This window comes from Citrobacter sp. Cpo065, assembly GCF_030332805.1.
Taxonomy (GTDB): Bacteria; Pseudomonadota; Gammaproteobacteria; order Enterobacterales; family Enterobacteriaceae; genus Citrobacter; species Citrobacter portucalensis.
The window spans coordinates 833227-846663 of the sequence record NZ_JAOWHC010000034.1 but is presented as its reverse complement, the minus strand read 5'-3'; the positions used below and the strand labels follow the sequence as shown (position 1 = coordinate 846663).

The 13437-nt window shown below is 52.5% G+C and carries 11 protein-coding genes; 6 read left to right on the top strand and 5 right to left on the bottom strand.

The window, feature by feature from the left end:
- Nucleotides 1–36 precede the first annotated feature (36 nt).
- Both znuB and znuC read right to left on the bottom strand, forming a co-directional pair.
- Nucleotides 37–822 (bottom strand): zinc ABC transporter permease subunit ZnuB, encoded by a 786-nt coding sequence (gene znuB, locus OGY68_RS20270; RefSeq protein WP_057066827.1) that lies wholly within the window; start codon nucleotides 820–822, stop codon nucleotides 37–39.
- Nucleotides 819–1574, bottom strand: a complete 756-nt coding sequence (gene znuC, locus OGY68_RS20265) for a zinc ABC transporter ATP-binding protein ZnuC (protein ID WP_003833829.1) — start codon at nucleotides 1572–1574, stop codon at nucleotides 819–821. The genes znuB and znuC overlap by 4 nt, the downstream gene beginning before the upstream one ends.
- A gap of 78 nt (nucleotides 1575–1652) precedes the next feature.
- On the opposite strand from znuC, the gene znuA reads away from it, so the two are divergent.
- The 3 genes from znuA to lpxM all read left to right on the top strand — a co-directional run bounded on the left by znuA (nucleotide 1653) and on the right by lpxM (nucleotide 5023).
- Nucleotides 1653–2597 (top strand): zinc ABC transporter substrate-binding protein ZnuA, encoded by a 945-nt coding sequence (gene znuA / locus OGY68_RS20260; protein WP_057066845.1) that lies wholly within the window; start codon nucleotides 1653–1655, stop codon nucleotides 2595–2597.
- A 15-nt stretch (nucleotides 2598–2612) separates the two neighbouring features.
- Complete coding sequence (gene mepM, locus OGY68_RS20255; RefSeq protein ID WP_003833825.1) at nucleotides 2613–3932, top strand: murein DD-endopeptidase MepM; 1320 nt, start codon at nucleotides 2613–2615, stop codon at nucleotides 3930–3932.
- A gap of 119 nt (nucleotides 3933–4051) precedes the next feature.
- Nucleotides 4052–5023 carry a lauroyl-Kdo(2)-lipid IV(A) myristoyltransferase gene (gene lpxM / locus OGY68_RS20250; RefSeq protein ID WP_020996628.1) on the top strand — a complete coding sequence of 324 codons (972 nt, stop codon included), beginning with the start codon at nucleotides 4052–4054 and terminating at the stop codon, nucleotides 5021–5023.
- Nucleotides 5024–5069: 46 nt separating this feature from the next.
- Here lpxM and pyk read toward each other — a convergent pair whose 3' ends face one another.
- Both pyk and OGY68_RS20240 read right to left on the bottom strand, forming a co-directional pair.
- On the bottom strand, nucleotides 5070–6512 hold the full coding sequence (gene pyk, locus OGY68_RS20245; RefSeq protein WP_003034890.1) for a pyruvate kinase: 1443 nt from the start codon (nucleotides 6510–6512) through the stop codon (nucleotides 5070–5072).
- 119 nt (nucleotides 6513–6631) lie between these two features.
- Complete coding sequence (locus tag OGY68_RS20240; protein WP_032943783.1) at nucleotides 6632–7501, bottom strand: MurR/RpiR family transcriptional regulator; 870 nt, start codon at nucleotides 7499–7501, stop codon at nucleotides 6632–6634.
- A 364-nt stretch (nucleotides 7502–7865) separates the two neighbouring features.
- On the opposite strand from OGY68_RS20240, the gene zwf reads away from it, so the two are divergent.
- From zwf to kdgA, 3 genes are all read left to right on the top strand, one after another.
- A complete protein-coding gene (zwf, locus tag OGY68_RS20235) occupies nucleotides 7866–9341 on the top strand; it encodes a glucose-6-phosphate dehydrogenase (protein ID WP_003833817.1) in 1476 nt (491 codons plus the stop codon).
- A 233-nt stretch (nucleotides 9342–9574) separates the two neighbouring features.
- Entirely contained in the window at nucleotides 9575–11386 is a 1812-nt protein-coding gene (gene edd, locus OGY68_RS20230) for a phosphogluconate dehydratase (protein ID WP_032943782.1), read from the top strand.
- Nucleotides 11387–11420: 34 nt separating this feature from the next.
- Complete coding sequence (gene kdgA, locus OGY68_RS20225; RefSeq protein ID WP_003034901.1) at nucleotides 11421–12062, top strand: bifunctional 4-hydroxy-2-oxoglutarate aldolase/2-dehydro-3-deoxy-phosphogluconate aldolase; 642 nt, start codon at nucleotides 11421–11423, stop codon at nucleotides 12060–12062.
- A gap of 67 nt (nucleotides 12063–12129) precedes the next feature.
- Here kdgA and purT read toward each other — a convergent pair whose 3' ends face one another.
- A complete protein-coding gene (gene purT, locus OGY68_RS20220) occupies nucleotides 12130–13308 on the bottom strand; it encodes a formate-dependent phosphoribosylglycinamide formyltransferase (RefSeq protein ID WP_008785049.1) in 1179 nt (392 codons plus the stop codon).
- Between the last annotated feature and the right edge of the window lie 129 nt (nucleotides 13309–13437).

The window sequence follows — 13437 nt, the reverse complement described above, 5'->3', positions numbered from 1 at the left end:
GGCCCGGTAAGCGCAGCGCCACCGGGCAACGCATGCTTAGCTCGCTTGCCTTTTCATCATGCTGAAAATAAACAGCAGCGCGGCGCACAGCACCACGGAAGGACCTGCCGGGGTGTCATAGAAGGCCGAGAAGGTCAGCCCGCCTGTAACCGCTATCATTCCCACTCCAACGGCAACCCCAGCCATCTGCTCCGGCGTACGGGCAAAGCGACGGGCGGTCGCCGCAGGGATGATAAGCAGTGAGGTGATAATCAGCGCCCCGACAAACTTCATCGCCACGCCAATCGTTAACGCCGTAACCAGCATCAGCAGCAGCTTCACGCGTTGCAGCTTCACGCCATCGACAAATGCCAGATCCGGACTGATGGTCATCGACAGCAGGTTACGCCACTGCCAGAACAGAATCGCCAGAACAATAACCACGCCGATGGCGATGGAGATAAGATCTTCTGGCGTCACGGCGAGCAAATCACCAAACAGGTAAGCCATCAGATCCACACGGATGTTGGACATCAGGCTGACAACAACCAGCCCCAATGACAATGCGCTGTGCGCCATAATACCCAGCAAGGTATCGATCGCAAGGTGAGGGCGCTTCTCCAGCCATACCAGACCGCCAGCCAGCAACAGGGTGACGGCGATAACCGCATAGAAAGGGTTTACATCCAGCAGCAGGCCAAAGGCGACCCCCAGCAGCGAAGCGTGGGCCAGCGTATCACCGAAATAAGACATTCGACGCCAGACTACAAACGAGCCGAGTGGGCCAGCGGCACAGGCCAGCATGATCCCGGCTAACCAACCGGGTAATAACAATTCAATCATGAGTGACCATTTCCCCGGCGTAAGACGATACGACCCTGTAAATCGTGGCGGTGATTGTGATTATGACGGTAAATTCCGAGTTGTTCGGCGCCGCGTTGCCCGAACATTGAGATGAATTCCGGGTGCATAGAAACCACTTCCGGCGCACCGGAACAGCAAATATGATGGTTCAGGCACAGTACCTCATCGGTTTTGGCCATCACCAGATGCAGGTCATGGGAAACCATCAGTACGGCGCAATCCAGTTCACGTCGCAACTGGTCGATAAGGTCGTACAGTGCGACCTGCCCATTGACATCCACGCCCTGGGTTGGTTCATCGAGCACCAGTAGCTGAGGTTTATTCAATAAAGCACGGGCCAACAGGACGCGTTGCGTTTCCCCGCCAGAGAGCTTTTGCATCGGCGCATCCATCAGATGCCCGGCCTGAACGCGCTTCAGTGCCGGAAGGATATCCTCTTTTTTGGTGCCGGGACGTAAGCGCATAAACCGACTTACCGTCAGTGGCAGCGTAGTATCGAGGTACAGTTTTTGCGGTACATAGCCAATCCGCAATTGACCATTACGCTTGATTACTCCCTCATCAGCCGCTACCAGCCCTAATACAACGCGCACCAGCGTAGACTTCCCGGCACCATTTGGGCCGAGAAGCGTTAAAATTTTACCGGGTCGAAGTTCAAGCGAAACGTCAGAGAGGACGCGGCGTTGACCATAAGAGACCGAGACATTTTCCAGTGAAACCAAAGTCGTCATATCAATTTTAGTCTTGCAGAAGTTATAGAATGTTATAATATCACATTCCTTACATTCATTACGATGATTGGTCGCATTATGTTACATAAAAATACGCTTCTTTTCGCAGCATTATCCGCTGCTCTTTGGGGTAGTGCAACACAGGCAGCAAATGCCGCTGTGGTGGCCTCGCTCAAGCCGCTGGGGTTTATTGCTTCAGCCATTGCAGACGGGGTAACAGACACTGAGGTTCTCCTGCCTGACGGGGCTTCCGAACACGATTACTCATTGCGTCCATCAGACGTAAAACGCTTACAGGGCGCGGACTTAGTCGTTTGGATCGGACCTGAGATGGAAGCGTTTATGGACAAATCAGTCAAGAATATTCCTAACGCGAAACAGGTAACGATTGCGCAGCTCAATGACGTGAAACCGTTACTCATGAAAGGTGCGGATGACGACGACGACGATCATGGACACAATGATGCTGGCAGTGAAAAAAGTGACGAGCATCACCATCACGGCGATTACAACATGCATCTTTGGCTTTCCCCAGAGATAGCGCGGGCCTCAGCGGTTGCAATCCATGAAAAATTAGTGGAACTTATGCCGCAAAGTCGAGCCAAACTTGACGCCAACCTGAAGGATTTTGAGGCACAATTAGCCGCAACCGATAAGCAGGTAGGTAACGAGCTCGCACCGCTCAAGGGAAAAGGTTATTTCGTTTTTCATGACGCCTATGGCTACTACGAAAAACACTACGGACTAACACCGCTTGGTCACTTTACCGTGAACCCTGAGATTCAACCTGGTGCGCAGCGTTTACATGAAATAAGAACACAGTTGGTTGAGCAAAAAGCAACCTGCGTTTTTGCTGAGCCACAGTTCAGGCCAGCGGTCGTTGAAGCCGTCGCGAGAGGGACATCCGTTCGAATGGGAACGTTGGATCCGCTCGGTACGAATATCAAACTGGGTAAAACAAGCTATTCAGCGTTTTTAAACCAATTAGCCAACCAGTATGCGAGCTGCCTGAAAGGAGATTAATGAGGAAGTGAATACGTGCAACAGATAGCCCGCTCTGTCGCTCTGGCATTTAATAATCTGCCGCGACCCCATCGCGTTATGCTGGGGTCGCTTACCGTACTGACATTGGCCGTCGCCGTCTGGCGGCCTTATGTTTACCATCCCGATTCCGCACCTATCGTTAAAACTATCGAGCTGGAAAAAAGCGAGATTCGTTCACTGTTGCCAGAGGCCAGCGAACCTATCGATCAGGCCGCTCAGGAAGACGAAGCTATCCCACAGGATGAACTGGATGACAAAACGTCTGGTGAAGCCGGCGTGCATGAGTATGTCGTCTCCACAGGCGATACGCTGAGCAGTATTCTGAATCAGTACGGCATCGATATGGGCGACATCAGTCAGCTCGCTGCTTCCGATAAAGAACTGCGCAATCTGAAAATTGGTCAGCAGTTATCCTGGACCTTAAGCGCGGAAGGTGACCTGCAGCGTCTGACCTGGGAAGTGTCCCGCCGTGAAACCCGCACTTACGATCGCACTGCGACAGGTTTCAAAATGAGCAGTGAAATGCAGCAGGGCGATTGGGTTAACAGCCGTATCAAAGGCACGGTGGGCGGAAGCTTCGTCGCCAGCGCCAAAGAGGCCGGACTGACCAGCTCTGAAATCAGCGCGGTGATTAAGGCCATGCAGTGGCAGATGGATTTCCGCAAACTGAAAAAAGGCGATGAGTTCTCAGTGCTGATGTCTCGCGAAATGCTGGACGGTAAGCGCGAGCAAAGCCAGTTGCTGGGCGTGCGTTTACGTTCTGAAGGCAAAGACTATTACGCCATCCGTGCTGAAGACGGTAAGTTCTATGACCGTAACGGTACCGGGCTGGCGAAAGGCTTCATGCGTTTCCCGACGGCGAAACAGTTCCGCATCTCCTCGAACTTTAACCCGCGTCGCCTGAATCCGGTGACTGGACGCGTAGCGCCGCACAAAGGTGTCGACTTTGCGATGCCGCAGGGGACGCCAGTACTGTCGGTAGGCGATGGTGAAGTGGTCGTAGCGAAGCGTAGCGGCGCTGCCGGATACTATGTTGCGGTTCGTCATGGTCGTACCTACACCACCCGTTATATGCACCTGCGTAAGCTGTTGGTGAAACCAGGTCAAAAAGTGAAACGTGGCGATCGTATCGCGCTGTCAGGTAACACCGGGCGTTCAACAGGTCCGCATCTGCACTACGAAGTGTGGATCAACCAGCAGGCCGTGAACCCTCTGACGGCGAAACTGCCGCGTACAGAAGGTCTGACCGGTTCGGATCGCACCGATTATCTGGCGCAGGTGAAAGAAGTTATGCCTCAGCTACGTTTTGATTAATTAGCACACTGATAAAGCCGGTACGCGATGCGTGCCGGCTTTTTTATTTTGTACGGCGCACGGTGCGCCGCTACACTATCAGCAGATCTACTTTTCGCCGCACCAGACACTGGAAGAGCATGGAAACGAAAAAAAAGAATATTGAGTATATCCCTGAGTTTGATAAATCATTTCGCTATCCGCGCTACTGGGGCGCCTGGCTGGGTGTAGCGGCGATAGCTGGGATTGCGTTAACGCCGGCGTCATTTCGCGATCCTATTCTGGCAAAGCTCGGACGGATGGTTGGACGCTTGGGAAAAAGCTCACGTCGAAGAGCGCTGATCAATTTATCCCTTTGTTTTCCTGAACGCAGCGAAGCTGAGCGCGAAGCCATTGTTGATGAGATGTTCGCGACCGCCCCTCAGGCGATGGTCATGATGGCGGAACTCGCCCTGCGAGGGCCGGAGAAAATTCAGAATCGGGTTGACTGGCAGGGCCTTGAAATCATCGAAGAGATGCGCCGCAACGATGAAAAAGTGATTTTTCTCGTTCCTCATGGCTGGGGCGTAGATATCCCGGCGATGCTGATGGCTTCCCAGGGACAGAAAATGGCAGCAATGTTCCACAATCAGGGAAACCCGGTATTTGATTACGTCTGGAACACGGTACGCCGTCGTTTCGGAGGTCGATTACATGCGCGTAATGATGGCATCAAACCGTTTATTCAGTCTGTACGTCAGGGATATTGGGGATACTACCTGCCGGATCAGGACCATGGGCCTGAGCACAGCGAGTTTGTCGATTTTTTTGCTACCTATAAAGCAACGTTACCGGCAATTGGTCGCTTGATGAAGGTTTGCCACGCGCGTGTAGTGCCGCTGTTTCCGGTGTATGACGGTAAAACTCACCGCCTGACGATTAAGGTCCGTCCTCCGATGGATGACATCCTGACAGCGGATGACCACACCATTGCCAGACGAATGAACGAAGAGGTGGAGATTTTTGTCACGCCTCATGTCGAACAATACACCTGGATACTGAAACTGCTTAAGACGCGTAAACCCGGCGAGATTGAGCCCTATAAGCGCAAAGATCTCTATCCGAAGAAATAAAAAAAAGCCTCTCAAATGAGAGGCTTTTTTACATCAAACTCTGGTGTTACTCGACGGTCAGGATACGCGTGGTGTTAGTTGAGCCAATGGTGCTCATCACATCGCCCTGTGTCACGATCACCAGATCGCCGGAAACCAGATAGCCTTTATCGCGCAGCAGGTTCACTGCTTCATTGGCGGCAACGACGCCATCTGTTTCGCTGTCAAAGTGAACCGGGGTGACACCGCGATACAGAGAGGTCAGATTCAACGTACGTTCATGACGAGACATCGCGAAAATTGGCAGACCGGAACTGATACGAGAAGTCATCAGCGCAGTACGACCAGACTCCGTCATAGCGATGATAGCGGTGACCCCTTTCAGGTGGTTAGCAGCGTACATCGCTGACATCGCAATCGCTTCTTCAACGTTATCAAACTGCACGTCAAGGCGGTGTTTAGAGACGTTGATGCTTGGGATCTTCTCTGCACCCAGGCAAACGCGCGCCATTGCCGCGACGGTTTCCGCCGGGTACTGACCTGCTGCTGTTTCGGCAGAGAGCATTACGGCATCGGTGCCGTCGAGGACGGCGTTAGCCACGTCCATCACTTCCGCACGAGTCGGCATTGGGTTGGTGATCATCGACTCCATCATCTGTGTGGCGGTGATGACCGCACGGTTCAGCTGACGCGCACGGCGAATCAACGCTTTCTGAATACCTACCAGCTCAGGGTCACCGATTTCAACACCCAGGTCGCCACGGGCTACCATCACTACGTCAGAAGCCAGGATGATGTCATCCATCGCATTCTGGTCGCAGACGGCTTCTGCACGTTCTACCTTGGCGACAATTTTCGCATCGCAACCGGCGTCGCGCGCCAGACGGCGGGCATAGTTTAGATCTTCGCCGCAGCGCGGGAAGGAGACAGCCAAATAGTCAACGCTGATTTGCGCAGCGGTAATGATGTCGGCTTTGTCTTTTTCGGTCAGGGCTTCAGCAGAGAGACCGCCGCCCAGTTTGTTGATGCCCTTGTTATTGGACAGCGGGCCACCGACAGTGACTTCGGTGAAGACTTTCATGCCCTGAACTTCCAGCACTTTAAGCTGTACGCGACCGTCGTCGAGCAGCAGGATGTCGCCAGGCACGACGTCTGCAGGCAGTCCCTTATAATCAATGCCGACTTTTTCTTTGTCGCCTTCGCCTTTACCGAGGTTGGCGTCTAACAGGAACTTGTCGCCAACATTAAGAAAAACTTTACCTTCTTTAAAGGTAGATACGCGGATTTTAGGTCCCTGCAGGTCACCCAAAATAGCTACATGACGTCCCAGTTTTGCGGCAATTTCACGGACCTTATCCGCCCGCAGTTTGTGATCTTCTGGAGAGCCGTGGGAAAAGTTCATACGTACGACGTTCGCACCCGCGGCGATAATCTTCTCAAGGTTGTTATCGCGGTCAGTTGCCGGGCCTAACGTGGTAACGATTTTGGTTCTGCGAAGCCTTCTGGACATGTAATACTCCGTTGACTGAAACAACTAGGTGTTGCGTGAACATTAATCCGGCCGTTCTCAAACATTAACGGTAAAATGAACAACCCGGATGATAAAAGGGTAGAACATTGTTATTGCTTTTAGCTGTCATCACTCTTGATGAGTAATTCTTTATCAAAACGCGATTCCTTGAGCGCTTCCTTGACACGCTTCAAGTTATCTCTAAATTTTGCCCCTCGGCGCAAAGTAAATCCTGTAGCCAGCACATCTATCACGGTCAGTTGAGCAAGTCGAGAGACCATGGGCATATAAATGTCAGTATCTTCCGGTACATCGAGGGTAATAGCCAGCGTAGCTTCACGCGCAAGTGGCGTGCCGGGAGAGGTGAGGGCGATAACCATAGCGTCGTTTTCCCTTGCTAACTGCGCCAGTTCAACCAGACTTTTGGTTCTTCCAGTATGAGAAATAAGCACAATGACGTCGTCGTCGCTACAATTCATACAACTCATACGTTGCAGGACAATGTCGTCGGAATAGATTACCGGTACGTTAAAGCGGAAAAATTTGTTCATCGCGTCGTGTGCGACCGCGGCGGAAGAACCTAAACCAAAGAAGGCGATTTTCTTTGCCTGGGTTAACAAATCTACCGCCCGGTTTACCGCCGCGTTATCCAGCGACTGACGAACGTGGTCAAGGCTTGCCATCGCCGATTCGAAGATTTTCCCCGTATAAGATTCTACGCTGTCATCCTCATCCACATTGCGATTAACATAAGGGGTACCATTTGCCAGACTTTGTGCCAGATGCAGTTTAAAATCAGGGAAGCCGCGCGTATCCATGCTACGACAGAAACGGTTCACCGTCGGTTCGCTGACGCTGGCTTCTACAGCAAGCGCAGCGATGCTTGAGTGAATTGACTGCTCGGGAGAGGCAAGAATAATGTCGGCGACTTTACGCTCTGACTTGCTCAAATGTTCCAGTTTTAACTGGATTTTTTCCAGCATATTCATGATGTAGGTAGACTCATGGGTCATGGGCAAAAACGATTTCAACGATAAGGGGAAATCGAGTGGTAACTCTGGTAGATAGTACCCCTGCTAGTGCAGCAACGGGGCAAAATGGACAAAATAGTTGTTGTTTTTTTTCATTACATGATCGGAGTCGGATTTTCATACTTCTTCATGGGTACGAAAAAGACGACTTTTTTATCCATTTTGATGGGTTATACGCCAATAAAGCGGCTGTTCGCGGTAACAGCACGGCTGGATAAGCGTTTACGGTTTCCGGATTCACGTAAAAGCAGTACAGTGCACTGTAATAAAATTACAACCAGTGTCTGGCAAAAGCACCAGGCACTTAATTGAGGAGAATGACATGGCGGTAACGCAAACAGCCCAGGCATGTGATCTGGTCATTTTCGGCGCGAAGGGCGACCTGGCGCGGCGGAAATTGCTGCCTTCCCTGTATCAACTGGAAAAGGCCGGCCAGATTAACCCGGATACCCGCATCATTGGGGTTGGGCGTGCCGACTGGGACAAAGCAGCCTATACCAAGGTTGTGCGCGAAGCGCTCGAAACCTTCATGAAAGAAAAAATTGATGAAAGTTTGTGGGAAACCCTCAGCGGTCGTCTTGAGTTTTGTAACCTGGACGTCAACGACACCGCCGCGTTTAAGCGTCTGGGCAAAATGCTGGATCAAAAATCGCGTACCACCATCAACTATTTCGCAATGCCGCCGAGCACCTTTGGCGCGATCTGCAAAGGTCTGGGTGAAGCAAAGCTGAATGCTAAGCCTGCCCGCGTGGTGATGGAAAAACCGCTGGGTACATCACTGGCAACATCCCGTGAAATCAACGATCAGGTTGGCGAGTATTTCGAAGAGTGCCAGGTTTACCGCATCGACCACTATCTCGGCAAAGAGACGGTACTGAACCTGTTGGCACTGCGTTTTGCCAACTCCCTGTTTGTGAATAACTGGGATAACCGCACTATCGACCACGTAGAAATTACCGTGGCGGAAGAAGTGGGCATTGAAGGGCGCTGGGGCTACTTTGACCAGGCCGGTCAAATGCGCGACATGATCCAGAACCACCTGCTGCAGATCCTGTGCATGATCGCGATGTCTCCGCCGTCCGATCTGAGCGCCGACAGCATCCGTGATGAAAAAGTGAAAGTACTGAAATCACTGCGTCGCATCGATCGTTCGAACGTACGTGAAAAGACAGTTCGTGGTCAGTACACCGCCGGTTTTGCCCAGGGCAAAAAAGTTCCGGGATATCTGGAAGAAGAAGGCGCGAACAAGAGCAGCAACACGGAAACGTTTGTGGCGATCCGTGTGGATATCGATAACTGGCGCTGGGCGGGCGTACCGTTCTATCTGCGTACCGGTAAACGTTTACCGACCAAGTGCTCTGAAGTGGTGGTTTACTTCAAAACGCCTGAGCTGAACCTGTTCAGAGAATCCTGGCAGGACCTGCCGCAGAACAAGCTGACTATCCGTTTGCAGCCTGATGAAGGTGTCGATATCCAGGTACTGAACAAAGTGCCGGGGCTGGATCACAAGCATAACCTGCAAATTACCAAACTTGATCTGAGCTACTCCGAAACCTTCAACCAAACGCATCTGGCCGACGCTTATGAGCGCCTGCTGCTTGAAACGATGCGCGGCATTCAGGCGCTGTTTGTGCGCCGTGATGAAGTTGAAGAAGCCTGGAAGTGGGTCGACTCCATTACCGAAGCCTGGGCGATGGACAACGACGCGCCGAAGCCGTATCAGGCAGGCACCTGGGGACCGGTTGCTTCTGTGGCCATGATTACCCGTGATGGTCGTTCCTGGAACGAATTCGAGTAAAATATCATCTAGCCCATAGGTGTTATTTTACCGGTAACATGATCTAACACAGATTGTAGAATAATTTTTGCACTTTTAAGCTCCGCGTGGATTCACCCGCGGGGCTTTTTTTATTACACTGCCTGAAACGATTTTGCCCCTGAGCTACGGCTAACAAGCGATTCAGCTGCTTTTAACCCAACTGAAACACATTGTTGATCCAACGCTCTGACAGATAAATTTTAGGAGCCTCTATGAATCCGAATTTGTTACGCGTAACAAAACGTATTGTCGAACGTTCTCGCGACACGCGTTCCGCCTACCTTGCCCGTATTGAACAAGCGAAATCGACTACCGTTCATCGTTCACAGCTGGCGTGCGGTAACCTGGCGCATGGTTTTGCTGCCTGCCAGCCGGATGACAAGGCCTCGCTGAAAAGCATGCTGCGTAACAATATCGCGATCATTACCTCCTATAACGACATGCTTTCCGCGCATCAGCCGTACGAACATTATCCGGACATCATTCGTAAAGCGCTGCATGAAGCCAATGCGGTAGGCCAGGTCGCTGGCGGTGTTCCTGCGATGTGCGACGGTGTGACCCAGGGACAGGATGGGATGGAGCTTTCGTTGCTGAGTCGCGAAGTGATTGCGATGTCGGCTGCTGTCGGCCTCTCACACAATATGTTCGACGGCGCGTTATTCCTTGGCGTGTGCGACAAAATTGTCCCGGGTCTGGTGATGGCGGCACTGTCATTTGGTCATCTGCCTTCGATCTTTATTCCCTCCGGCCCGATGGCGAGCGGTCTGGCGAACAAAGAAAAAGTGCGTATCCGTCAGCTGTATGCTGAAGGCAAAGTCGATCGCATGGCGCTGCTTGAATCCGAAGCGGCGTCTTATCACGCACCGGGGACCTGTACGTTCTATGGCACCGCAAACACCAACCAGATGGTGGTGGAGTTTATGGGGATGCAACTGCCAGGGTCCTCATTCGTACACCCGGATGCCCCGCTGCGCGAAGCGTTGACCGCCGCGGCTGCTCGTCAGGTAACGCGTCTGACCGGCAACGGCAATGAATGGATGCCGATCGGTAAAATGATCGATGAAAAAGTAGTGGTGAACGGTATTGTCGCGCTGCTGGCGACCGGGGGGTCAACCAACCATACAATGCACCTGGTTGCGATGGCGCGTGCAGCCGGGATTCTGATTAACTGGGACGACTTCTCCGATCTGTCCGATATCGTGCCGTTGATGGCGCGTCTGTATCCGAATGGTCCGGCAGATATTAACCACTTCCAGGCAGCGGGTGGCGTGCCGGTGTTAATGCGCGAACTGCTGAACGCGGGTCTGCTGCATGAAGATGTGAACACCGTTGCCGGGTTTGGTTTGTCGCGTTACACCATGGAACCCTGGCTCAACGATGGTGAGCTGGACTGGCGCGAAGGGGCAGCGAAGTCTCTGGACAGCAATGTGATTGCTACCATCGATAAGCCATTCTCCCACCACGGCGGTACCAAAGTGCTGAGCGGTAACCTCGGGCGTGCTGTGATGAAAACGTCGGCGGTTCCGGTAGAAAATCAGGTAATTGAAGCGCCCGCGGTTGTTTTTGAAAGTCAGCATGATGTATTGCCGGCCTTCGATGCGGGACTGCTCGACCGTGATTGCGTAGTTGTTGTGCGCCATCAGGGACCAAAAGCAAACGGAATGCCAGAATTACATAAACTCATGCCGCCACTTGGTGTATTATTGGACCGTTGTTTCAAAATTGCGTTAGTTACCGATGGACGACTTTCAGGTGCTTCAGGTAAAGTGCCTTCAGCAATCCATGTAACCCCAGAAGCCTATGATGGCGGGCTGCTGGCAAAAGTACGCGATGGCGACATCATTCGTGTGAATGGACAGACAGGTGAATTGACGCTGCTGGTTGATGAAGAGGAACTTGCTTCTCGTCAGCCTCACATTCCTGACCTCAGCGCATCGCGCGTGGGCACAGGCCGTGAAATGTTCAGCGCGTTGCGTGAAAAGCTGTCCGGTGCGGAACAGGGCGCAACCTGTATCACTTTTTAAGACTTATTTTGTAATCAGGCGAGAGAAAACTCTGATGAAAAACTGGAAGACAAGTGCAGAAGCAATCCTGACCACTGGCCCGGTTGTACCGGTTATCGTGGTTAATAAACTGGAACACGCAGTGCCGATGGCAAAAGCGCTGGTTGCAGGCGGCGTGCGCGTTCTGGAAGTGACCTTACGTACCGCATGTGCGATGGATGCCATTCGCGCGATCGCAAAAGAAGTTCCGGACGCTATCGTTGGTGCAGGTACTGTACTGAATCCGCAACAGCTGGCTGAAGTGACCGAAGCCGGTGCGCAGTTTGCTATCAGCCCGGGCCTGACCGAGCCGCTGCTGAAAGCCGCAACGGAAGGCACTATTCCGCTGATCCCTGGTATCAGCACCGTGTCTGAACTGATGCTGGGTATGGACTACGGTTTGAAAGAGTTCAAATTCTTCCCTGCTGAAGCAAATGGCGGTACCAAAGCGCTGCAGGCAATTGCGGGTCCGTTCTCTCAGGTGCGTTTCTGCCCAACCGGCGGTATCTCTCCGGCGAACTACCGTGACTACCTGGCACTGAAAAGCGTGCTGTGCATCGGTGGTTCCTGGCTGGTTCCGGCGGATGCGCTGGAAGCGGGTGATTACGATCGTATTACCAAGCTAGCTCGTGAAGCAGTAGAAGGCGCGAAGCAGTAAGTCGTTAATGCGTAAACCGTAGGTCGGATACGGCATCAATGCTTTATCCGGCCTACGGGTCTGGTTTTTATCCTGCGACTTTCACCTGTGCGGCTGCGTCTTTCGCGCGTATCACCGCATCTTCAATGCTCTGTGCTGTGGCCAGCACAACGCCCAGACGACGGCTCCCGTCGATTTCCGGCTTGCCAAAGAAACGCACTTGCATACCCGCACCTACAGCGGCTTGCACGTTATCAAACGTGATATTCTGGCTGGTAAGTTGCGGCAGAATAACGGCGGAAGCAGAAGGTCCATACTGGCGGATTTCGCCAACGGGCAGACCGAGAAATGCACGTACGTGCAGGGCAAACTCAGACAGATCCTGCGAAATTAAGGTCACCATACCCGTGTCGTGAGGGCGAGGGGAGACTTCGCTGAAAATCACCTCATCACCGCAGACAAACAGCTCCACGCCAAACAGTCCGTGACCGCCCAGCGCCAGTACCACCTTGCGGGCAATCTCCTGCGCGCGCGCCAGCGCCAGGTCACTCATCTGCTGCGGCTGCCAGGACTCGCGATAATCGCCATCTTCCTGGCGATGACCTACCGGCGCGCAGAAATGCACACCATCAACGGCGCTGACGGTTAGCAGGGTGATTTCAAAATCAAAATTCACTACGCCTTCGACGATAACGCGTCCGGCGCCTGCCCGGCCTCCCTGTTGAGCATAGTTCCACGCCTCGGTGAGCTGATCGGCTGAACGGATAAAGCTCTGCCCCTTGCCGGAAGAACTCATTACCGGCTTCACAATGCAGGGATAGCCGATTTCGGCAACGGCCTCACGAAATCGTGTTTCGGTGTCTGCAAAACGGAAAGATGATGTGGGTAAAGACAATTCTTCGGCTGCGAGGCGACGGATTCCTTCCCGGTTCATGGTCAGTTGGGTCGCTCGTGCGCAAGGCACAACGTGTTGACCTTCCTGTTCCAGTTTGATCAGCATATCCGTGGCAATCGCCTCTATTTCCGGCACGATGTAATGTGGTTTTTCACATTCGACAAGCTGGCGTAATGCCTCGCCATCCAGCATGTTAATTACGTAGGAGCGATGGGCAACGTGCATGGCTGGCGCGTCGGGGTAACGATCCACGGCAATGACTTCCACACCCAGGCGTTGGCATTCAATCGCCACTTCTTTACCCAGTTCACCTGAACCTAATAACATCACTCGCGTTGCTGCGGGACGCAGCGCTGTGCCTAATAACGTCATAAATTAATCCCCTGTTTTATCTGGGCGCAGTATATACGAAAACGTTTGCGTCTGTCTTTATTACCAGGTTGATTTCAGGGCTTAAAAAGAATATACTGTACATAAATACAGGTAATTTAAGAGGCTGCA

What these genes read in the sequence shown, in the direction of transcription:
- znuB (WP_057066827.1), bottom strand. Translation starts at nt 822, where the DNA reads ATGATTGAATTGTTATTACCCGGTTGGTTAGCCGGGATCATGCTGGCC.
- znuC (WP_003833829.1), bottom strand. Translation starts at nt 1,574, where the DNA reads ATGACGACTTTGGTTTCACTGGAAAATGTCTCGGTCTCTTATGGTCAA.
- znuA (WP_057066845.1), top strand. Translation starts at nt 1,653, where the DNA reads ATGTTACATAAAAATACGCTTCTTTTCGCAGCATTATCCGCTGCTCTT.
- lpxM (WP_020996628.1), top strand. Translation starts at nt 4,052, where the DNA reads ATGGAAACGAAAAAAAAGAATATTGAGTATATCCCTGAGTTTGATAAA.
- pyk (WP_003034890.1), bottom strand. Translation starts at nt 6,512, where the DNA reads ATGTCCAGAAGGCTTCGCAGAACCAAAATCGTTACCACGTTAGGCCCG.
- OGY68_RS20240 (WP_032943783.1), bottom strand. Translation starts at nt 7,501, where the DNA reads ATGAATATGCTGGAAAAAATCCAGTTAAAACTGGAACATTTGAGCAAG.
- zwf (WP_003833817.1), top strand. Translation starts at nt 7,866, where the DNA reads ATGGCGGTAACGCAAACAGCCCAGGCATGTGATCTGGTCATTTTCGGC.
- edd (WP_032943782.1), top strand. Translation starts at nt 9,575, where the DNA reads ATGAATCCGAATTTGTTACGCGTAACAAAACGTATTGTCGAACGTTCT.
- kdgA (WP_003034901.1), top strand. Translation starts at nt 11,421, where the DNA reads ATGAAAAACTGGAAGACAAGTGCAGAAGCAATCCTGACCACTGGCCCG.
- purT (WP_008785049.1), bottom strand. Translation starts at nt 13,308, where the DNA reads ATGACGTTATTAGGCACAGCGCTGCGTCCCGCAGCAACGCGAGTGATG.